This window comes from Xenorhabdus griffiniae, assembly GCF_037265215.1.
In the GTDB taxonomy this organism is placed as follows: Bacteria; Pseudomonadota; Gammaproteobacteria; order Enterobacterales; family Enterobacteriaceae; genus Xenorhabdus; species Xenorhabdus griffiniae.
Genome location: NZ_CP147737.1, coordinates 4,328,961 through 4,350,026 on the forward strand (window position 1 = coordinate 4,328,961; position 21,066 = coordinate 4,350,026).

Annotated in this window: 19 protein-coding genes and 3 pseudogenes; 11 read left to right on the top strand and 11 right to left on the bottom strand. The window is 40.5% G+C overall.

All coding sequences use genetic code 11. The annotated features are described in order from the left end of the window. Positions 1-110: 110 nt before the first annotated feature. From WDV75_RS19730 to WDV75_RS19750, 5 genes are all read left to right on the top strand, one after another. Positions 111-539, top strand: coding sequence for a carboxymuconolactone decarboxylase family protein (locus tag WDV75_RS19730; RefSeq protein ID WP_273570948.1), 429 nt, complete (start codon positions 111-113; stop codon positions 537-539). Between the two features lie 82 nt (positions 540-621). Further along, positions 622-771 carry a hypothetical protein gene (locus WDV75_RS19735; RefSeq protein ID WP_273570973.1) on the top strand — a complete coding sequence of 50 codons (150 nt, stop codon included), beginning with the start codon at positions 622-624 and terminating at the stop codon, positions 769-771. Positions 772-829: 58 nt separating this feature from the next. Next, positions 830-1,771, top strand: coding sequence for an aspartate carbamoyltransferase (gene pyrB / locus WDV75_RS19740; protein ID WP_273570950.1), 942 nt, complete (start codon positions 830-832; stop codon positions 1,769-1,771). Positions 1,772-2,457: 686 nt separating this feature from the next. Then, the gene (locus WDV75_RS19745) at positions 2,458-5,583 is read left to right on the top strand and encodes a toxin VasX (RefSeq protein ID WP_273570952.1); all 3,126 of its coding nucleotides are present in this window, start codon (positions 2,458-2,460) and stop codon (positions 5,581-5,583) included. Continuing rightward, positions 5,584-6,573, top strand: coding sequence for a hypothetical protein (locus tag WDV75_RS19750; RefSeq protein WP_273570954.1), 990 nt, complete (start codon positions 5,584-5,586; stop codon positions 6,571-6,573). It begins immediately after the preceding gene. 320 nt (positions 6,574-6,893) lie between these two features. Here WDV75_RS19750 and WDV75_RS19755 read toward each other — a convergent pair whose 3' ends face one another. After that, a complete protein-coding gene (locus tag WDV75_RS19755) occupies positions 6,894-9,212 on the bottom strand; it encodes an FdhF/YdeP family oxidoreductase (protein ID WP_273570956.1) in 2,319 nt (772 codons plus the stop codon). 217 nt (positions 9,213-9,429) lie between these two features. Beyond that, positions 9,430-9,663: a hypothetical protein gene (locus WDV75_RS19760; protein ID WP_273570957.1), complete on the bottom strand. Its 234-nt coding sequence runs from the start codon at positions 9,661-9,663 to the stop codon at positions 9,430-9,432. Positions 9,664-10,222: 559 nt separating this feature from the next. Between WDV75_RS19760 and WDV75_RS19765 the strand changes: the two genes are divergently transcribed. Further along, complete coding sequence (locus tag WDV75_RS19765) at positions 10,223-10,921, top strand: hypothetical protein (protein ID WP_338860359.1); 699 nt, start codon at positions 10,223-10,225, stop codon at positions 10,919-10,921. 57 nt (positions 10,922-10,978) lie between these two features. Here the strand turns inward: WDV75_RS19765 and WDV75_RS22245 are convergent. Both WDV75_RS22245 and WDV75_RS19775 read right to left on the bottom strand, forming a co-directional pair. Next, positions 10,979-11,110: pseudogene (locus WDV75_RS22245) on the bottom strand (IS982 family transposase); the annotation flags it as partial. A gap of 28 nt (positions 11,111-11,138) precedes the next feature. After that, positions 11,139-11,429, bottom strand: a pseudogene (locus WDV75_RS19775) (IS1 family transposase); the annotation flags it as partial. A gap of 116 nt (positions 11,430-11,545) precedes the next feature. Between WDV75_RS19775 and pyrI the strand changes: the two are divergent. The 4 genes from pyrI (at position 11,546) to nrdG (ending at position 15,174) form a co-directional block, all read left to right on the top strand. Beyond that, positions 11,546-12,010, top strand: coding sequence for an aspartate carbamoyltransferase regulatory subunit (pyrI, locus tag WDV75_RS19780; RefSeq protein ID WP_273570961.1), 465 nt, complete (start codon positions 11,546-11,548; stop codon positions 12,008-12,010). A gap of 138 nt (positions 12,011-12,148) precedes the next feature. Continuing rightward, the gene (ridA, locus tag WDV75_RS19785; protein WP_189760521.1) at positions 12,149-12,535 is read left to right on the top strand and encodes a 2-iminobutanoate/2-iminopropanoate deaminase; all 387 of its coding nucleotides are present in this window, start codon (positions 12,149-12,151) and stop codon (positions 12,533-12,535) included. A gap of 274 nt (positions 12,536-12,809) precedes the next feature. Next, positions 12,810-14,708 (top strand): anaerobic ribonucleoside-triphosphate reductase, encoded by a 1,899-nt coding sequence (gene nrdD / locus WDV75_RS19790; protein ID WP_273570970.1) that lies wholly within the window; start codon positions 12,810-12,812, stop codon positions 14,706-14,708. A gap of 4 nt (positions 14,709-14,712) precedes the next feature. Continuing rightward, on the top strand, positions 14,713-15,174 hold the full coding sequence (nrdG, locus tag WDV75_RS19795) for an anaerobic ribonucleoside-triphosphate reductase-activating protein (RefSeq protein ID WP_273570962.1): 462 nt from the start codon (positions 14,713-14,715) through the stop codon (positions 15,172-15,174). Here nrdG and WDV75_RS19800 read toward each other — a convergent pair. Together WDV75_RS19800 and bhsA are read right to left on the bottom strand one after the other, a co-directional pair. After that, positions 15,171-15,602, bottom strand: a complete 432-nt coding sequence (locus WDV75_RS19800) for a YhbP family protein (protein WP_273570971.1) — start codon at positions 15,600-15,602, stop codon at positions 15,171-15,173. The genes nrdG and WDV75_RS19800 overlap by 4 nt on opposite strands. A gap of 117 nt (positions 15,603-15,719) precedes the next feature. After that, positions 15,720-15,971, bottom strand: a complete 252-nt coding sequence (gene bhsA / locus WDV75_RS19805; RefSeq protein ID WP_273570963.1) for a multiple stress resistance protein BhsA — start codon at positions 15,969-15,971, stop codon at positions 15,720-15,722. Positions 15,972-16,258: 287 nt separating this feature from the next. Here bhsA and WDV75_RS19810 point away from each other — a divergent pair, with 287 nt between their 5' ends. Further along, a complete protein-coding gene (locus tag WDV75_RS19810) occupies positions 16,259-16,609 on the top strand; it encodes a GIY-YIG nuclease family protein (protein WP_273570972.1) in 351 nt (116 codons plus the stop codon). Here WDV75_RS19810 and WDV75_RS19815 read toward each other — a convergent pair. The 5 genes and pseudogenes from WDV75_RS19815 to WDV75_RS19835 form a co-directional block, all read right to left on the bottom strand. Continuing rightward, positions 16,572-17,081 (bottom strand): GNAT family N-acetyltransferase, encoded by a 510-nt coding sequence (locus tag WDV75_RS19815; RefSeq protein WP_189760517.1) that lies wholly within the window; start codon positions 17,079-17,081, stop codon positions 16,572-16,574. The two genes, WDV75_RS19810 and WDV75_RS19815, sit on opposite strands and share 38 nt — an antisense overlap. Continuing rightward, positions 17,075-17,277 (bottom strand): annotated as a pseudogene (locus WDV75_RS19820) (SCP2 domain-containing protein); the annotation flags it as partial. The gene WDV75_RS19815 and the pseudogene WDV75_RS19820, both read right to left, overlap by 7 nt. Positions 17,278-17,440: 163 nt before the next feature. Next, a complete protein-coding gene (locus tag WDV75_RS19825; protein ID WP_273570964.1) occupies positions 17,441-18,613 on the bottom strand; it encodes an ABC transporter permease in 1,173 nt (390 codons plus the stop codon). Continuing rightward, entirely contained in the window at positions 18,603-19,757 is a 1,155-nt protein-coding gene (locus WDV75_RS19830; RefSeq protein ID WP_273570965.1) for an ABC transporter permease, read from the bottom strand. Before WDV75_RS19830 ends, WDV75_RS19825 begins: the two co-directional genes overlap by 11 nt. A 124-nt stretch (positions 19,758-19,881) precedes the next feature. Continuing rightward, positions 19,882-20,853 (bottom strand): HlyD family secretion protein, encoded by a 972-nt coding sequence (locus WDV75_RS19835; protein WP_273570966.1) that lies wholly within the window; start codon positions 20,851-20,853, stop codon positions 19,882-19,884. Between the last annotated feature and the right edge of the window lie 213 nt (positions 20,854-21,066).

A 21,066-nucleotide genomic window follows, 5' to 3' on the forward strand; every position in this document is an offset into this window, starting at 1 on the left:
GGGGGAGAAATCAGGTTTCATATCGTGTTGTAAATTGCAACTTGAAGCTTAATGCGTATATATCTGATTAATTCCCTGCAACACAAAAATAAAATATCTGAGAGATAAAAATGAATTACGCAAAAGTCTCACCCAAGATTATTAGTCCATTATATAAAAGCTATGAAGAAATCCATGCCTCTGAACTGGATCAAGCACTTATTCTGCTGGTGGAAACACGGGTATCTCAAATTAATGGTTGTGCCTATTGCTGCCATCTTCATGCCGAAGCAATCCGCAAAGATCATGGTATAGAACAAGTAAAATTGGATAAGTTACCTGCATGGTTCAATTCCAATATCTACAGCCCCAAAGAAAAACTGGCATTGGAGTGGTGCGAAGCCTTAACGACAAATCCCAAACAAAGTACCTTAGATAAGATTAAAGAGCGGCTGGATGCTGTTTTTACAGAAAAAGAGATTGTTGACCTGACAGCAACGATCTCCTTAATGAATGCCCTGAATAGAATGGCTATCAGTTTAGGTGATCGAAACGAATAATCAGATTATTATGCAGGCTATTTAACCTGGCCATGAATTGACACAAAAATTTCTTCCGGCAATCCTTGCGATGAATGCTATCGTGAGTATAATGCGCGACGATTTGCTGGGAGAAAACATGAAAAATTGCGCTGTAACACAACACCAAGCTAACGAAACACTGTCTGCTGGCAGCGTCATTGCGTTGTTTTTCCCATTGCTTAACCGAACATTTAAAAAGCCCCTCAATTGAGGGGCTTTTTTTTGCCTGACCAGTCCAAGGCTAGAAGTCATAAAAGAGGAACGTAAACATGGCTAATCCGTTATATCGCAAGCATATCATTTCAATTAATGATCTGAGCCGCGCAGATCTGGAACTGGTATTGCAGACGGCCGCTGCATTAAAAGCCAATCCACAGACTGATTTACTGAAACACAAGGTGATAGCGAGTTGCTTCTTTGAAGCCTCCACACGTACCCGTCTCTCTTTTGAGACCGCCATTCAGCGGCTCGGCGCTTCCGTTGTGGGCTTCGCTGACAGTAGTAATACTTCACTGGGTAAAAAGGGTGAAACGCTGGCTGATACCATTTCCATTATCAGCCAATACGCCGATGCAATCGTTATGCGTCACCCACAGGAAGGTGCGGCACGACTGGCTTCTGAGTTTTCCGGCCACATCCCTGTTATCAACGCCGGCGATGGCGCAAACCAGCATCCAACCCAAACGTTGCTCGACCTGTTCACCATCCAAGAAACGCAGGGCAGGCTGGAAAACCTGAAAATTGCGATGGTCGGTGATTTGAAATATGGTCGTACTGTTCATTCACTGACACAAGCATTGGCGAAGTTTAACGGCAACCATTTCTGTTTTATCGCTCCAGATGCACTTGCCATGCCAAGCTATATTCTGCATATGCTGGAAGAAAAACAGGTGAGTTACAGCCTCCACAATAACTTTGAAGATGTGTTGCCCGAACTGGATATTCTGTATATGACCCGTGTCCAGAAAGAGCGTCTTGACCCTTCAGAATATGCCAACATCAAGGCTCAGTTTGTCCTGCGCGCGGCGGATCTGATGAATGTTAAAGAGAACCTGAAAGTCCTACACCCGCTGCCACGTATTGATGAAATTACGGTAGATGTCGATAAAACACCATACGCTTACTACTTCCAGCAAGCAGGAAATGGCATTTTTGCCCGTCAGGCATTATTATCGCTGGTATTGAATGAAGATGTTGTTATAGACCGCTAAGAAAAATATATACGCATTAAACTTCAAGTCGCCATTTACAACACGATATGAAACCTGATTTCTCCCCCGCTTCGCGGGGAGAAATCACACGCATCTTGAAGTTAGATTGGTATATAGCCATTAATATTATGATTAAGGATATTACACCTTAGTCATAATATTGTTTTTTTAGAACACCTTTTATACCCAATAAATTTCAAGTTGCAGCTTACAAATCAATGTAATTGTTTATACCTCCCATTATTACCTAACGCAATTTTCTGTCACACCAATAAATATAACAAATAGTGACAATTTAAACTCCAATAATTAACTTCAAATACGAACATGTTTTAAAGCCCTTTTCTTATTTTAACCTGTTATGAAATTAGGTTATTATCGTACGTTTCGATAAATTCGTTTTGTATTTTCTCCGCCAGTTGCAAATATTAAAGGGATGTCCATTATTATGTGTCTATTACGACGAATCACTAACACGATGTATGAACTTAGAAACAATCACAGGTGCAAGGAAGTATGGGCTATAGCTGGTTATGAATATTGTTTTAAAAACGGGATATTAAGTTAAATAGCGTTTCAAAATGATAGGAGTATTCCTTATCCCGCGCGCTGCGCGGGATAAGGAACTCCAACATCTGATACTCTCAGTATTATTAAAACCTCTTTAACACAAAGAAATAAGATAAATGGAAAAATCGATATTAACGAACGCAAATGATGCGCTTGAGATTGCCGCGAAAAAAGTGGAAAAAACATTTGAAGAACTTGTCGATATGGCGAGGGAATATATACCCCATGATTTGGATATGGATACCGTTGTCAGGCCCTGTGACGTCAATATCCGGCCTGTTTATCCTGTCAGATATGCTTATATGAATTTTTTTGGCGACAAACAGATAAATGCACAATTACCGCCACCCATCAGCACCTTTCTTGATCCTTATGATAATTCATTAAATGCAAGCGTCTTGGGGGGTTATAGCATTCGCATGCCAAGAGCGGGTTGGATCTATGTCAAAGAAGAAGGACCGATTAAAACCAGAGGCTCCCAACACGAGGGAAAGTTATTAATTTTCAAATTCAGCCCTGAAATTGTCACATTAGAGGGCAAAAGAGGGATGGTCACAAAATACACCAAGTATGAGCAAAGAGCCGGAAGCTCATCATGGGAAGAAATCCAGCCTGCCAGTGGTACAGCGGGATTAGGCTATCCTTTTCTGGCTCTTAATAAAGACGTATCCAAAATAAGTATTGTTTATAGTGAGGTTCCTTTTTCCGAACGAATCCTAGACAAGATAGATAAGGATGAATCTTTTCGCAGAAATGCAATGCAATTTGTGGAGTTAGATCGTGAGGACTCAGAGTATACCATAGAAGCCAAACAAGAACATTTCGATGGCTTAGTGGAAGATTTCAAAGATCCTGAAAAACGATTTCAGGCATACAAAAATCAATTATCTGATCCACTTTTACAATCTGCTGATTTGGGAGATATTTCAACAGAAGGCAGTTTTTTCATGGATGCCGATATGGAAATGCGTTACATAGACAGTTTGCTATGCCCTTATTACAAAGATAAAGCGAATATTGTGGTATTGCATGATCCAGTGGGATATCAGCGTGATATTTTAATGGCTTATATGTTACTTAATCTTTGGGAGTTAAGCTATAGTGCGACCAATATGTATCCTCTTACTATAGGAAATTTTGTTGAAATATTAGCTGCATCAAAAAATGAAGAAGTCAAAAAATGTGTTAAGGAGTGTATTCACCAAGAAAATTGGAAAACCTGGTGGCCTAAATTAACTACGCCGATTAAGCGTGTAAAAGAAAAAAAGAAAGAGATTCTTGAATTATATAAAGCATTTTTTGAAAGTGAAATGATTGCAGGGAAATTAGGTGGACTTACACATTATTTTAAAAACTTTTTCTCTGTCTCTGATAAAAAGGATTTTTATACCGAAGATGATGCAAAAGAATTCGAAAGATTCTGTATTTTATACGCTGAATTAATGGAGCCGCTCAAACATTCAGAAGAAGGATTGTTGGCGATGGAAAGTATTATTGCTGGTCCATTGGCTATAGAAGGAAATAGCGCATGGGATGTTGCTCTTAATGGAATAGTGAATTCATTAGGTCATGATGGTGTTGATAAGGTTTCCATTGCAAGGATCCTCAATCGGGGAGTAGATATAATACTCAGTGTCGTTGGCAATTTACTGGCGAGACTTTATGTATTTACAACAGAATTATCATATAAAGGAATATTACACTTGCACGTGTTGAGTGTAAAACAGGTAACACATAAACTGATTCCTAAAATATTAGATTATTTAGGGCTTGAAATCAAACAAGGACAATATCTCGAATTAACCGAGAAAGAATATTATAAATTTCTAAAAAAAATTGAAGAATATGAAAATCAAGGTGTATCAGGAAAAATTAAGAAGGGCCTAGCTCAAGCTGAATCTGGTTTGAACAAATTTATAGGTAAAAAAGTATTTGATTGGTCCAACAGATTGGATAATTACAATAATAATATAAAGATAAAAATACCGTTGGTTAAATTAAAAAGACCTGAATTAAATCTTCAGTTTAAATTTTTCTATAATACAAATAAGTCTGCCGGCTACTTATTAAGTTCTGGCTTAAGTGGCTTGGATTTATTTATGAAGAGTTATGTATTATATAAATTGACATCAATGTCTCGTTTCGACAAAAGTGCCCCATTTAACGCAAATAGACTTCCTTATTATTATGTTTCAAGCTATGCGAATACTATATTAGGTGGGTTAATTTCTGCAAAAGGTGTTTCCGCTATTGGTGGAGATACTCTTAAATTTGCAGCGAGATTAGCAAATAAACTAAATAGCCCCGCAGCAAAAGCGTTATTGGATTCTGCATCACGCAGGCTTCTGTTAGAAAGTGCTGCCATAACAAAATGGGTAAATGGTGGACTCATTGCCACAGGTTTTGTGAGTGGCGCACTTTCTTATTATGATGCCTATAACTCTTTTAGTTTTGGAAATAATAAAGAAGCTTATTCTCATATTGCAATAGGTACAGGCTCAATAATAATGGCTGTAGGATGGTCTATCGCGGTAGCAACAGCGGAAGTGACTTTTGGCGTCAGTCTTCTGGTTGCACTAGGCGCTTCACTCATGCTTGGTGGAACATTCGCAGCGATATATTTTAATTGGGTAGATTTGGAAACATTGTTAAAGAACTGCTTTTGGGGCAATGGAGAGAAATATGCTTTTTGGAGTACGAGTGAAGATCGCCCGAGATTAAGCTCTCAATTTAAGACAATAATGCTCAATGAGAAAAACACCAGAGATGCATATTTGGTTGAGTTTCAAGAATTTTTAAATACTTTTATTAAACCAACTGTAAAAATTGGAAATAATAAACAAGGAAAGATAATCTATAAATTTATATTACCTAACTTCAAATGGGGAGAATCAGAGATATATCATGAAGTTATTCCATCTGGGTTATCAGATGGCTATAGCGATCCTGATTCATCAATAACTGAGCGTAGTTATGGTAGATATCTTTATTCTGTAGCAAAAGATAAGTTTGATAAAGCGATAAATATTACTCGTAAAAATCGTGCAAATCTCATTTTTGATGAAGAGAGCGGTTTAACTACACTAACCGTAGAAGTAGATGAGCAATATGCTGCGTATATGAAAGTATTTTGGTATTACAAACCAACAAGAGATACTATTTCTCCACTTCACTATAAATGGGGAAAAGAACCCACGTTAGAAAACGCAGTTTATGGATATGAAGATGAGGTACTACGTTAAATGAATAACTTAATAAAAAAATTGCTCAAAAAAGTTTTTCGAGTGAAAACGCCGCCAACAGAGCCATTATCGACATTTGGCGATCCTGTTCTGGCGGAAAAGTTAATTCTGCTAGATAATAAGACTGTAAAACGTGCAGGATTTTTGGATACCATCAATAGCAAAGAATGTCATTTTCGGCATAATCTTATCAGAGCAAGAAAAGAAGCTATAATCCCTGTGATGATAGGGTTTATGCTAGGTTTTGGTCTTTTTATTAACGATTTTGTTAAGGGATGGAAAGCAAACGAAAGAGCTCTTCTTAGATATGTTAATGATGCTAAAATACTTTATGGAGAACAAATTTTTTTAAGTCATGAGTTATCGGAAGATCTTGAATCATTAAAAATGATATCTGATGAAAAAAAAGTATCATTACCAAAATATCTATATATGCGCTATTCTAAAGATGGCTATTATGGTGAAGAAAGAGCCAGGCGATATCTGATTATAGATGCAAGTTTCGGATTGTTTTTCCTGAGCGCCAATATTCTTGCTATTACCATATTTTTAAGATTACGTAAGCCTGCTAATTTCATCATTGATCATGAAAGGCAACTTTTTTACACTTGGAAAAAAGGGAAAGTGTATGTAGCTCGCTATAAAGAGTTAAGTGTAGCATTTACTAATAATATTCTGCATTTTAAATGTTATGGCTTAAACGAAAATCATGAACTGACATACCAATTTTTTACCCCTTATCTTAGTCTTTTCAATTCAGAAGAGGATAAAGCTTATATCTTAGCCTTTATGTCAAAATATTTATTACAGGGAAAAGATGCTGTCAGCTCAGTGGATTTTAAACGTCGAGATCGATTACCGTGGCTTCGAAAGCAAGTAAAACCAACAGATTGGGAACAACAAATTTCAGCCATTTTAGCTGAATTAGATCGCTCAGGAGTACCTGATATTGCGTTATCTGAAAAAATAACCAAAAATATGCCATCATAAAAATGGCAGTAATAATGTCTTATTATTTACAACCAGAGCGTTTATTTCCGCTCTGGTAGAATAAATTAAACTTCAAGTTGCAATTTACAACACTCTATGAAACCTGATTTCTCCCTGCTTCGCGGGGAAAAATCACACGCATCTTGAAGTTAGATTGGTATATAACAATGAGTGACAATTGAAATTACAATAATTAATTTAAAATATGATAACGCCTCCTGGTTGGGGGGCGTCTTTCTTAAGATGATGGATACAAGTCCCAATGAATTTAAAAACCGAACCTGAATCGACATATTTGTAACAAAAGAACTATAAATGCCTTATACAATGCGCTGAGGTTCAAATTCATTCTGTTCAGTAAGAGATAATGTCACCGGTACAGATTTTGAAGTTGGCGTACCTGTGCCATCACCAACACTTTCCATTGGAACTAATGGGTTAGTTTCAGGGTAATAAGCAGCAAGATTCCCGCGCGGAATGGCATAAGGCACTAACTTAAAGCCGGAAACTTTACGCTCAATACCGTCATTCCATACTGTTTCAATATCGACCAAATCACCAGCCTGATATCCCAATTGCGCAATATCTTCTGGATTCATAAACAACACTTCCCGCTGACCATAAACTCCACGATAACGATCATCCAACCCATAAATCGTGGTGTTATATTGATCGTGTGAACGCAAGGTTTGCAAAGTGAAAGGAACATCAGCACCTTCAATTTGTGGGAACAGCGTTTTCGGCAGTGGTGCATGACTGAATTCGGCTTTTTTGCTCGGCGTCGCAAAACGTAATTCAGCCGCCGCATTGCCAAGATAGAAACCACCAGCGTGTTCACATTTTTTATTAAAATTATCAAACCCAGGAATGGTCGCTGCAATATGATCGCGGATTTTATTGTAATCTCCCGCTAATTCCAGCCAGTTAATAGTTGTGGTATTACCGACTGTCGCATTAGCAATACCGGCAATAATCGCTGTTTCAGAACGCTGGCTATCAAATAATGGCTTATTTACGCCCTCTGAGGCATGGACCATGCTGAAAGAGTCTTCTACGGTCACAAACTGTGCACCTGTGGCCTGAATATCTCGCTCGGTGCGTCCTAATGTCGGCAGAATCAATGCGCCTTTTTTACCGGTAATAAGATGACTCCGGTTTAATTTTGTGCTGATGTGTACCGTCAAATCACAGTGCCTAAGCGCTTCTTCTGTTCGCGGACTATCTGGTGCCGCTGCCGCAAGGTTTCCACCCAGCGCGATCAAAACCTTAACTTCATCACGCAACATGGCACTCAACGCTTCCACGACATGATGACCATGAGCACGAGGTGGTTCGAAACCAAAATGAGCAGCCATGCTATCCAAAAAAAGTTTGGCCGGTTTTTCATTAATTCCCATCGTCCGGTTACCCTGTACATTACTGTGTCCACGTACCGGACAAAGTCCTGCCCCCGATTTACCCAATTGTCCAAAAAGCAATTGAAGGTTAACGATTTCACGCACCGTAACCAAAGAGTGTTTGTGTTGAGTTATCCCCATTGCCCAAGTACAAATGACGCGTTCGGCATTCTGATAAATAGCAGCCGCTTCACGCAATTGTGCTTCAGTCAATCCCGATTGATCTTCAATCAATGACCACTCAGTTGCTGCAACACGTTGCAAATAAGCATCCACTCCGTTGGTGTAAGTTGCGATAAATGCCAGATCAAAAATACCTGATTTGCCTTCACTCAACAGGGCATTATGGGTCTCTAAAAGTGCTTTGACTATCCCTCGCACCGCAGCCATATCGCCACCCAATTTGGGCTGATAGTAACGGTGGCTAATTTCCCCAGCCATTGGGGTAATCACTTCAAGCGGTTTTTGTGGATCAGCGAAACGTTCCAATCCGCGCTCACACAAGGTATTAAAAGTGACGATGCGTGCTCCACGTTCAGCAGCCTGTCGTAAGCTATGCAGCATTCGTGGGTGATTTGTTCCTGGGTTTTGACCAAATATAAAAATGGCATCGGCGTGATCAAAATCTTGCAGCCGGATGGTGCCTTTCCCAACACCTAAGCTTGCCAACATACCGGAACCGCTGGCTTCATGGCACATATTAGAGCAATCCGGGAAGTTGTTGGTTCCCACTACACGACCAAACAACTGGTACAACCATGAAGCCTCATTACTGGCGCGCCCTGAAGTGTATAGCTCAAGCTGATTAGGGTTATCCATCGCCTTAATGTGGTTGGCAATCAGGGTAAAAGCATCATCCCAACTGATCGGCTCATAATGATCCGTCTGCGGGTTATAGCTCATCGGTTCAATCACTCTTCCCTGGTATTCAAGGAAATAATCACTTTGTTGGTAAAGTTGACTAACGCTATGGGTTGCGAAGAATTTTCGATCAACATACCGACGAGTTGCTTCCCAAGTAACTGCCTTGGCACCGTTTTCACAAAAACTAAACAAGCTTTTGTTGTCATCTCCCCATGCGCATCCGGGGCAATCAAACCCCTTGGGTTTATTCATGCGCATCAGGTTAACCATATTTTTCAGTGCTTGTTTACTATCAAAGACAAAACGGGTTGTTGCCTCCAGTGAACCCCAACCACCAGCTGCCGCATGGTAAGGTTTTATTTTTGACTTGAATTTCATAAAAATCTCTATTTTTTATGTCGTGACCAACACGATCAGGCCACATATTTACAGGTGAACCAATAACATCGATTTCATTCATTGGCGGCTTACCACCGATGTGATCATACTCCTATCTGCCCATTGTGATAATTATTTCCGTGGTTATATCACGAAAAAACCGAACTATTTGCCAAGTATACAGGCACTATTGCTAGTGCCCTTGATGCCATTAAGATCAAAAATTAGTGCTGAACGTATCAAAGTTATCGGCTTTAACAAATTTGGCAGCGTTAAGCATCTCTTTACCATCTTTGTCTTCACTTAGTTCATTGTTATTGAAAGTAATTTTCATCACATCCTGAATCTTACCTTTACCATCAATATAACCTTGAGACAGAAGATACTGGAAAATCTCTTCTGATTTATTCGCTCCACTGATGCCGTGAATCCTCCTACATAATAGATTCACTAAAACAGGGCAATAGCTTGATAAACAAGGGATTAGGAAAGTATCGAGTGGAATGAAGATTGCACACTATCTCACTTTTTAAGCTGGGTATTTGGTGAGAATCAGGCACAAAAAAATAGTAATGAAATTGGCTTAACAATTACCACCAACTATTGAAATGTCATATGCATCACAACACATAACAAAAATAAATGAAATACTCTATTATGTGATATTTATTTAACGTGTAGAATTAATATAAAATCCATTTACGACAAACAACTAAACATTAACATGAAAATTGCCATTATTAAATTAAACAAATAAATTACTATATTCACTCCCATTCTCCCTACAATGAACATTTAAAAACAACCAACAATGCATCCAATAGATAAGAATAAATCGCTATACAAAACTTGTAACACAGGTATTATTATTATTTATATAGAAGTTCACAGTTATAGCTAATGATATTTTTTCCAGCTTTAACATGAATAAACTACAAATTAGGAGAAAATAAAATGCCATTCCATGAGCCTTTTACAAAAAAATAAAAATTGGAGATCTAATTTACGGATTGCATCCAGAAAGAATAAAATATTTAAAACACTACGAACCATTTAAAAGTATCATCCCAGCTAAAAGCACTAATGGCTTTGAATGTGTTGATAAAGTTAATTACTTTCACTTTCGACCAATATTCATAGATAATTACGTTCTCCCACAGGAAAAACCTCGACGAAAGGGAGAATCACCAAAGGAGATAGAAGAATATGAAGACCGCTATTCCATCTGGAAACGCGATTCGGACAACATGAAATCGTCGAAACACTACCCCTACCAAAAAAGCTTTACCTCATATGGTAATAACCATAAAAAATATAATACTGCATTTAGCGAAACACTAACAAAAGAAGGGATTGGTAAATTATTTTCACGAAAATGTAAGGCAGGATTATCTTGGATAACCATGAGCAATAGTAATAATGATATAGTTAAAAATAATACGATACATTTTATTCTTGATAATATAGATATGTGGTATGTAACAACGAAATCAAACTATCGTCAAGATAGACCTGATGTAACTGCAACAGAATTGAGGTGGATCTATAGAAACAGGGAAAATCCTAACGTGCAAGAAAAAATACAGTTTTGGCTGAATGGTCACCCCACTCTACCACCTTGGGAAAATGAAAAAGGAAAAGAAATATGGAAACTATATACACCAAAGTCTGAAATTGAAGAGGCTTTTAACGCTAACTTACAGCTATAGATTGATATTTCTAATGCATATAGAAAAAATTTATTTGGGTGAATAATTTTGTTAACCTCAGCTTCGTTTAAAAATAGCGATATCATTATCCCGTAGATTCAAGCTCGGTTTTTTAGGCTGGAAGGTATAGGCAATAAGGCCTGCGGCGATTTCCATTTCCAGCAGAAAACCGAGCTGACTACGACGTCTGATCATGTATTCAAATCGTTGATCGTCCTCAAACATAATATTCACGTTCAATGAAAGTGCCGATGATTTTGTCATGCATTTCAGGTGATTTTGAATAACCGAGTGTTTTACGGTTCAGGCGCTTTATTCGGTTACGTAAAGCTAAGTTTTCGCGTTCGATACGTTGAGTAAAATATTGTCCAACCAGATGGTTGGCGGAAGGCAGTCAATTATAGGCTCGGTAATTATCAGTACACCAAAAGGCTATCTTGAATTTAGACAGTTTTTTCAATAACTTTTTCAACGTTTTCTTGTTTCGTCTACCAAAAGCATGCGCGAGTTAAATCGTCTTTTATATTCAAAAAGTAATCAGGTGAAATGCCAAATCGTCTATGACAAAATAAGCCGACCCTAATATCTGGAGGAGGAATACCGAGACGGTATTCATGACACAACATGACGCAAGACCATCAACTACAAGTAGAAGCCATTAAATGTGGCACAGTTATCGATCACATCCCAGCTCATGTCGGCTTTAAGTTATTGTCACTGTTCAAACTCACCGAAACAGACCAGCGCATTACGATTGGCCTGAATCTACCTTCCAACCATTTGGGTAAAAAGGATCTGATCAAGATTGAAAACACCTTTCTGACAGAACAACAGGCAAACCAACTCGCCATGTATGCACCCAATGCCACAATCAATAACATTGAAAATTACGTTGTCGTCAAAAAAATGCCAATCAACTTGCCAGACCAGATCGACAGTGTTCTTGTCTGCCCAAACAGTAATTGCATCAGCCATAACGAACCTGTCGACAGCAGCTTCTATGTTATGTCAGAAAAAGACGATGTGGTGTTACGCTGTAAGTACTGTGAGAAAGAATTTGATCGTCAAGCCGTTATCGATAACGATTAACCGCCGATTCAAATAATCTATCTGCTGCCAGTTCAGGTAATCTGTAAGAATGTCCTGTATCAATTGATGCGGGACAAAGGATCACTATAATGGCAATCCAGAAAATTTTTCCATTTAGATGTCAAACAGGAGTTTCTAATGTCACGTTCTATCCATACCGAAAATGCTCCAGCAGCCATCGGCCCTTATGTTCAAGGCGTTGATCTGGGCAGCATGGTTATCACTTCCGGCCAGATCCCTGTTGATCCAAAAACCGGTGCTATCCCTGAAGAAGTCACTGCTCAAGCCCGCCAATCTTTGGAAAACGTTAAAGCGATTATTGAACAATCTGGCTTAAAAGTGGCTGATATCGTAAAAACCACGGTGTTTGTTAAAGATCTGAATGACTTTGCTGCCGTGAACGCAACTTACGAAGCGTTCTTCGCTGAACACAATGCGCCATTCCCTGCCCGTTCATGTGTTGAAGTTGCCCGTCTGCCAAAAGACGTGAAAATCGAAATCGAAGCTATCGCTGTTCGTCGCTAATTTGCCGTTTTTCCAGCCCTGATCACTTCGGTATCAGGGTTGATATTCCCATCTGGTTTTCCTCTTTTTCTTTGTCTTAGATCAACTTCTTCGGTTGTATATTGACGCATAAAATCTACATATTGTGCTTTAATATAATAAACACACTATATATAGTATTTATACACAAAATTATCCACATCAATAACAGAAAGTGAGACGTCCTCTCATTTTTGCTGTGGATAACATATTGAGGTGCCATATTGTGAAAATGGTTGTGACGCAACAGGGTGACATGAGTAAGGGCAATACCTGTGAACAGGCATCCCATACATGGCATGATCGGTTAGATCAAGAAATTCGGGGCCTGATCGAGCAAAGCAATTTCTCTCTTCTCAATGAAAATGCCAATAAAGACAGTAAGGTTATTCCAACCCAGCGTGACTTATTGGCGGGAATTGTCGCCCGACAATATGCGAAGCAGCATATGCTACCGCATGATGTTGTACAGGCACACGATAGAGGAGAAATTCACTATCATGATCTGGATTACGCCCCGTTTTTTCCTATGTTCAACTGTATGCTGATCGATTTGCAGGGTATGTTGACTAACGGTTTTAAAATGGGCAATGCGGAAATTGAACCGCCCAAATCCATATCTACCGCCACTGCGGTCACTGCCCAGATTATCGCGCAAGTTGCCAGCCACATTTATGGCGGTACAACCATTAATCGCATCGATGAAGTCCTCGCCCCTTTTGTGAAAGCCAGTTATGACAAGCATCTGGCGATTGCCAAAGAGTGGAATATTGCCGATCAAGTTGCCTATGCAGAAGCCCGCACAGAAAAAGAGTGTTATGACGCTTTCCAGTCCCTGGAATATGAAGTCAATACACTGCATACCGCCAATGGACAAACGCCGTTTGTTACTTTCGGCTTCGGCTTGGGAACAACCAAAGAAGCCCGTTTGATCCAAATCTCAATTTTGCGCAACCGCATTGCGGGTTTGGGAAAAAACCGCAAGACCGCCGTTTTCCCCAAGCTGGTTTTTGCCATTCGTGATGGATTGAATCACCGGTTTGGTGATCCCCACTATGACATTAAATTGCTGGCCCTGGAATGTGCCAGTAAACGCATGTATCCCGATATTCTCAATTATGATCAAGTGATTAAAGTAACGGGATCATTTAAAACCCCAATGGGTTGCCGCAGTTTTCTCAGCGTTTATGAGGAAAACGGTCAGCAAATTCATGAAGGGCGTAATAATTTGGGTGTCATCAGCCTGAACCTTCCCCGCATTGCGCTCGAAGCCAAGGGTAATGAAGCTGATTTTTGGCAAATTTTAGATCAACGCTTGTTACTCGCTAAAAAAGCACTGATGACCCGAATTGCTCGCCTCGAAAAGACCAAGGCTCGCGTTGCCCCGATCCTCTATATGGAAGGGGCTTGTGGTGTACGCCTGAAAGCAGATGACAATATTGCCGATATTTTCAAGCAAGGCCGTGCTTCTATCTCATTGGGCTATATCGGTATTCATGAAACGATAAATGCGTTATATGGCAATCACATTCATCTGTTTGATGATAAGCAGCGCCAGCAGAAAGCCATTGCGATGGTTAAACACTTACGTAAGGCCGTCGATCTGTGGAGGCAGCAGACGGGTTATGGGTTTAGTTTGTACAGTACACCAAGCGAGAATTTATGTGACCGCTTTTGCCGTTTGGATACCACTGAGTTTGGCGTAATCCAAGGTGTCACCGATAAGGGCTATTACACCAACAGCTTCCATCTGGATGTGGAAAAGAAGGTCAATCCCTACGATAAGCTGGACTTTGAAGCACCCTATCCACCATTGGCAAACGGTGGTTTTATTTGCTATGGCGAGTATCCCAACCTGCAACATAATTTGAAAGCATTAGAAGATGTCTGGGATTACAGTTATTCACGTGTGCCTTACTATGGCACCAATACGCCCATTGATGAGTGTTACCGATGCGGCTTTACCGGAGAATTTTCCTGTACCAGCAAAGGATTCACCTGCCCCCAATGCAAAAACCATGATCCAGCTCAGGTTTCAGTTACTCGCCGTGTTTGTGGCTACCTTGGCAGCCCGGATGCTCGTCCATTCAATGCAGGTAAACAGGAAGAAGTGAAACGCCGTGTGAAACATCTCAGCAATGGACAGATAGGTTGATAGCATGAATTATCATCAATATTATCCAGTTGATGTGGTAAATGGTCCCGGAACCCGCTGTACGCTGTTCGTGTCAGGTTGTTTGCATCAATGCCGTGGCTGCTACAATCAAAATACATGGCGAGTCGATTCAGGGCTGCCTTTTACGCAAGCAACCGAAGATCAGATCATCGCCGACCTAAAAGATCACCGCATTAAACGGCAAGGTCTGTCACTGTCTGGCGGCGATCCGCTGCATCCTCATAATGTTCGCCGCATACTGCAACTGGTTAAACGTGTACGGGAAGAATGCCCAGATAAGGATATCTGGCTATGGACAGGTTATGTCCTCAATGAATTAAGTGGAATTCAACAAGAAGTGATCAGTTACGTTCATGCGGTTGTGGATGGGAAGTTTGAACAAGCGCTGTATGATCCCACGTTAATTTGGCGAGGCAGCCATAACCAGGTCATCCACTATTTTTAACGCTGCCAATGCAATTTTTTGCCAAACCCGAGGGTGTTATTCACCATTTTGATTTCATTGATATTGAGCTGCCAAATTGGGGATTTGGCCGTCAAAGCGATAGGAAAACGGCGGCAATAACGTGCTCTGGCGATGGTTTCTGCTTCACCTGTCAATGAAATCACTTCACCCCGAAATTGAACACCTTTAATTTGGGCGATATTGCGGGTTTGGCCGGCAACAGTGCCTGCAACGATGGGATTATTTTGCATCATCTGACCGTGGCGTGTATCGGATTCCGTCATAAACCAGAATGCCATGCTAGCCGCATCAAAGACATAAAAGCAGCTCGCACACCATAAATCCTGAGCTGAATACGTGCAAAGAGTGAATACATGTTGTTTGGCAAGATATTGACGAATTATTAAAATTTCTTTATTTAAATCCATATATTTCCACGCCGTTATTTTATTCAAGTCATAACAGAACACGACTGGCACCTTATCCAGTGACGTGTTCTGAATTTGACTCAATAAACCCTGAGATTTGTATAGGAACTCTATAAATTATTTATAAATTTCGGCAATTCCAGTGAGTTGATTCTGGCCATTTGCAGACACAATACGGAAATAGGTTGCGCCAGATTCATCAGCTTTTTTGGATAACTCTGCGGTCAGGCTATCTAGTGTCGCTGCACCACTCGCAGAAACAACGCCAATTTTTTCTCCCTTAGCAACCTGAACTTCTGTAGCAGCAAAAGTACCGAAAGAGACCGCACTTAATGCTAAGATAGCGATAATGTTTTTTACATTTTTCATGTTTTGCTCCTCTACTCATTTTTGACATGGGATTAATTTCTTGTAATTGTGAGCATGTTATACGCTTGTTCAAAATATTATAATTAGCAATTATTGCTATATTTTTTCAATTTTTTTGAACAAAAAACACTGGCATGGGTTAACAAATAGCATATATTTTAATAAATTCATTTGGTTATATTTAGAAATCATCAAAAATCTGGCTTATAATCATGTTCATCACTGAAATGTGAATTAATTTCCCACATAAATTAACTTATTAAAATAATTAAATATAAATAATGAATATTAACGTATCTAACTGGTCTATCTATCTGATCAAAACACGGAATGGCAGCCTGTATACCGGAATAACGACCAATGTATCTCGGCGATTTATGCAACATGCAGCCGGAAAAGGGGCAAAGTGCCTCAGAGGGAAAGGTCCCTTAATGTTGGTCTATCAAAGTCAGATAGGGGAGCAAAGTGTGGCATTGAAAATGGAATATCGCGTGAAAAAACTGAGTAAACAGCAAAAAGAAAGGCTAGTTATTGACCAGCCTCTCTGCATAATGACTTATTTAACCAAAATCGGTTCATCTGAGAAATTTTTCACTCAGGTTATGCCCACAGGTGATCAAAATGGGCAGGATAAGTAACCAGACCGTGACAGTCTTCCTGCGAAATGTCAGCCAGAGGATAGATCAAGAAGTAACTCTCGCAATCAGGCCATTGGCAATACACTTGATACTCATTAGCAAGCTTAAAACCCAAACGGTGGTAGTATTCAGGCTCCCCCAACACAACAACCGCGCCATAGCCAAACTCGTTTAGACTATCCAGTCCTTCATAAACCAACTTTTCACCAAGTCCATGACTACGATATTGTTCCGCCACCGCCAATGGCGCCAAACCTACCCATTGATGATCTTCACCATTGATATCAACCGGCGCGAAACCGGCATAACCTATCACATGACCTTCATCGTCGGTCGCAACAATACCTAATGTCAATAAACCATCTTCTCTTAGTTGATGAATTAACTCAGCTTCTGCCGATGTTTCAAAAGACTGACGCAACAAACGATCAATCCCCATAGCATCGACAGGAATTTCGACCCTGATTAACATGACGATAACACGCGATCGTTCTGATCTGCGCCCTCATTCTGTCCCGCTTTGATTAATCCAGCCAAACGCAATAGACCAAAGCGAAGGATGGATGGCATAGATCCCGCTCTAATGGAATCCATCTGATTTTTCACATATAGTCCCAATTTGGTATTCCCTTCAACCCGCAAACGATGCAGAAAAACAATGTATCAGGAAAAAGATTAAAGAGAAAAGGCGTTGCTTACAATGGGAAATTCGATGATAAATCCCCTATTAAAAAACGTCTACAGAACGGATCGCAACAGCCCTGCAACAATGTAATATTTGAATGATCAAATATCCCTGTTTGCTTCTTTATGGCTGTGATTTTATGAGTATTATGATGAAAAAAATTGTTTAATGCGCTGGATGATACAGCGAAATTCTTTATTACGCAGCATACCAACCAAAATACCCAGCACCATATACATCACGCCAAGCAACAGCATCATGCCAATATCTTTGTACACGCTGTGCAACGGTAATTCCATCTGGTTAACCCCTGCTATCGCTTTTGTTGCCCAGGTCGATGGCAGGGCTGATGAAATTATTCTGACCCACTCAGGCATCGCCTGAAGTGGCCAAATTGTGCCTGATATATAGAAGATTGGTGTGGTAATAAAAGCCAGCGTTAAATAAATCATTTCCACGCTACGCAGACATTCTGTCACCAATTTTCCCAATCCCAATACCGCCAACAGGAACGGGAATGTCAGTAAAAGTACGAGGTAAATCGGTGCATCTTGCCGATATCCCAATATCCACGGCCACAGAATAAAAAAGATCACTGACAGAAATAGCCAGATTGGGATCAAAGCAGACAATGTTCCTAAATAGACGGGCAGCGGTGGGTTACCTTTAGGGGTTTCCCGTAGGGTAATACTGACGCGAACACAAGCCACTAACAAGGAGTGTTGCAACAGCATGACCAATAAACCAGGAAATATGATTGCAGCATAGCTGACACCCGGATTAAATAGCCCAATAGTTTCACTGCGAATCGGTTGTAGCAAGGTTTTCACCTGTTCAATGCTAAAACCCGATTGTAAAAGTAATTTACCATTGTATTCTGCCAAAAGTTGTTGATAAGCCAGCGCTAAATCGTGCTGAATCTGTCCATTGGCGAGACGATTTGTCGCATCACCATAAACCGGCACGGTGACATTCTGTCCATTTAGTAGACGTTTTTCAAAATCCACCGGCACAATGATAATGGCAAAGATGGTGCGCTCTAGCATGTCACGACGGGCATTATCGAGATTATTGTAGATTTTAGGGGCTACTTTTGGCATGGCGTTAATATTACGGATTAACATGCGGCTCGCATGGCTGTGATCATTATCGATCACTGCGATCGGTAAATCCCACACAGAAGGGCGAATGTAAACCAGGCTCATGACACATAACGAAACCATCAATAGCAACCACATGGGTTTTTCCAGCATCCCCAAAAATACATCGCGCAGTGTTTGCCAATACAACGTCCAATTTGTTTGCCCATTATTTACCATTAACGGTTTCCTCTGATTGATTAAGTCGCTTCCACAAGCGATTGCGAATCAAAAGGCCGCAAACCACAGGATAGATCATCAATATCAGGCAAACAGACACAATAACTTGTAGTGATACTTCCCGCAGGAAGATGTCAAACATAGCCTGCAAAGCATAGGTTAATGGTTCAAGCGTAGCGATAACTCTTGCGGGCCATACCATAGAAAGTACGGGTACGAGCATACCAGAAAATGTCATCGCAATACTGACCAACATGCCAATCAAGGTGTAGGCCGTTATGACACTGTTGGTAAAGGAAAACAGCAATAGGCCAATGCTTTGCGCGGCAATCACATAAAAAAATCCTACGATCGGCATATACACTGGATTACCCGCGACTTTTGCTCCCGAGGAAATAACCAATATCGTAATTTCTACCATCAATAGCAGTGTGAACATCAAGGTATAAGGCGCCAATTTTCCCAACAATGCGCCGGCGAAATCTTTGGCTTCCAAGAGCTGGCTTCCTCTGGCCATGGTGTAAATAGTACATGTGACGACAAAAAGTTGTAATAGATGAATGGTTGCCGCAAATTGCTGGTAATAAATATAACTGCCGCTGGCGTTAAACAAGCTGTCATAGGACATGGTTGCTTTCGCTAATGGAGGTAACTGCCGACCTATTTCAGAAGCAATAATGGCACGATATTTTGCATTCGTTTCTGCCACCAATCCGCTGAAATCCTGGATCGAATAGCGACCAGCACCATAAAACAAGGCATTGTAATACATACTTACCATCGGACGTTTTCCACTTAGCGCATCTTTTTCAAAATCTTCTGGAATATAAAGTAGGGAGTAATCCTGCGCTCTGCGCAAACGTTCTATAGATTCTGGCAAGCTATTGTCATAAGACTTGATATTTGCATGAGGGGCGGCATTCAGGTTACGGATAAAGGTGCGTGACAGCACACTGTGGTCATTATCCACGACCGAGACAGGCAAATTAAACAGTGTTCCTTCTGAAAAATTAGCACTAATTAAGATAAACAGTAGCAAAGGGAACAGCCATCCTAACCAGTGAAAAACCGGGCTGTGCAACGCAATACTAAATTCTCGCGTAAATTCCTGTTCAAAACTGCTCCACGCAGCTTTTCTCTTCATCTGGCGCCCTTATTTATACGCATTAAACTTCAAGTTGCAATTTACAGCACGATATGAAACCCGATTTCTCCCCACTGCACTGGAGAGAAATCACACGCATTTTGAAGTTAGATTGGTATATTCCTTACTTATTCCAAAGCCATAAGGCACTCATGCCCGGACGTAAGCCATCAACGGGTTGCAATGGATATAGCCGAACCTCAAACGTTCTCAGGTCAAAATCTCCTGTCGCTCGGGTTGCTCGTTTCGTCGCATAGTCCCCCATTGGGGCGATATAACGAATTTCAGCTTCTATCTCTTTGTTACCCAGTGCAGGTACACGTAATTTAATTTTGTCTCCCTTGCGAACGTGCGCCAAAATATCTTCACGCAGGTTATAAACAAAATAAGCCTGTGAAATACGTACCAATGTCGCCAACGGGCTATTAGCATTAAAAAGTTGTCCAACTTCTGCTGGCAATGGCCCAATTTCACCATCAACAGGCGCTTTGACTTGCAGATCATCACGCTGTATTTTCAGTTCACGCAGTTTTTCTTCTGCTTCATCCAATGCTGCCTGGAACTGCTGTCTCAACTCTATGCGGTCGCCATTTTTTCCTGCATCCAGATCGGCTTTAGCTCCCAGCATTTTTTGATAGGCAATATCCCGTGCGTTGCGCGCATTATCCAGCTCACTGGCAGAGACATAGCCGTTGATTGACATATTTTTGAGACGATTAAATTCACGCTGTGCATTGGCGTATCCTGATTGAGTCTGAGCAAGAATAGCTTCTAAATTTCGAATGTTCTCCTCACGAGTCCCGTGCAGGGATAATTCAAGTTTTGCTTTAGCTTGATCACGTACGGCTTGCGCTGCGGCAACTTTAGCCGTCAGTTCAGGGCTATCAAGACTCACCATCAGTTGCCCGACTTTGACACTTTCTCCTCGTTCAACATGAACTTTAGCTACTCGTCCCATAGCCTTGGACGCAATCATAACTTCCGGCGCATCAACCTCTCCTTGCAGCAAGAGTTCCTGGCTGTGGGAACGAAAAAGCACTGCCATTGCGATTAGAAAAATAATCAGTAAGATTGTGAAAAGTGTTCTTTTCTTCATTATGTTCTGCAAGCCCTAAACGTACCACCAGGTAAAATTCTTAATAAAATCAAAATCCTAATTCAATACCCGTTAGCGTGTCAGTAAAAGTTGAGCAGAGGTTTTAAGCCAACTTAAACACGCTCCACTGCCTAAATCTTAGCACCTCTAGGAAAAATGCCTTGTCAGTTATAAATCTTGCCATAAACCAATTAATGCCAATAAACACAGGCT

What these genes read in the sequence shown, in the direction of transcription:
- WDV75_RS19730 (WP_273570948.1), top strand. Translation starts at nt 111, where the DNA reads ATGAATTACGCAAAAGTCTCACCCAAGATTATTAGTCCATTATATAAA.
- pyrB (WP_273570950.1), top strand. Translation starts at nt 830, where the DNA reads ATGGCTAATCCGTTATATCGCAAGCATATCATTTCAATTAATGATCTG.
- WDV75_RS19745 (WP_273570952.1), top strand. Translation starts at nt 2,458, where the DNA reads ATGGAAAAATCGATATTAACGAACGCAAATGATGCGCTTGAGATTGCC.
- WDV75_RS19750 (WP_273570954.1), top strand. Translation starts at nt 5,584, where the DNA reads ATGAATAACTTAATAAAAAAATTGCTCAAAAAAGTTTTTCGAGTGAAA.
- WDV75_RS19755 (WP_273570956.1), bottom strand. Translation starts at nt 9,212, where the DNA reads ATGAAATTCAAGTCAAAAATAAAACCTTACCATGCGGCAGCTGGTGGT.
- pyrI (WP_273570961.1), top strand. Translation starts at nt 11,546, where the DNA reads ATGACGCAAGACCATCAACTACAAGTAGAAGCCATTAAATGTGGCACA.
- ridA (WP_189760521.1), top strand. Translation starts at nt 12,149, where the DNA reads ATGTCACGTTCTATCCATACCGAAAATGCTCCAGCAGCCATCGGCCCT.
- nrdD (WP_273570970.1), top strand. Translation starts at nt 12,810, where the DNA reads ATGAGTAAGGGCAATACCTGTGAACAGGCATCCCATACATGGCATGAT.
- nrdG (WP_273570962.1), top strand. Translation starts at nt 14,713, where the DNA reads ATGAATTATCATCAATATTATCCAGTTGATGTGGTAAATGGTCCCGGA.
- WDV75_RS19800 (WP_273570971.1), bottom strand. Translation starts at nt 15,602, where the DNA reads ATGGATTTAAATAAAGAAATTTTAATAATTCGTCAATATCTTGCCAAA.
- bhsA (WP_273570963.1), bottom strand. Translation starts at nt 15,971, where the DNA reads ATGAAAAATGTAAAAAACATTATCGCTATCTTAGCATTAAGTGCGGTC.
- WDV75_RS19815 (WP_189760517.1), bottom strand. Translation starts at nt 17,081, where the DNA reads ATGTTAATCAGGGTCGAAATTCCTGTCGATGCTATGGGGATTGATCGT.
- WDV75_RS19825 (WP_273570964.1), bottom strand. Translation starts at nt 18,613, where the DNA reads ATGGTAAATAATGGGCAAACAAATTGGACGTTGTATTGGCAAACACTG.
- WDV75_RS19830 (WP_273570965.1), bottom strand. Translation starts at nt 19,757, where the DNA reads ATGAAGAGAAAAGCTGCGTGGAGCAGTTTTGAACAGGAATTTACGCGA.
- WDV75_RS19835 (WP_273570966.1), bottom strand. Translation starts at nt 20,853, where the DNA reads ATGAAGAAAAGAACACTTTTCACAATCTTACTGATTATTTTTCTAATC.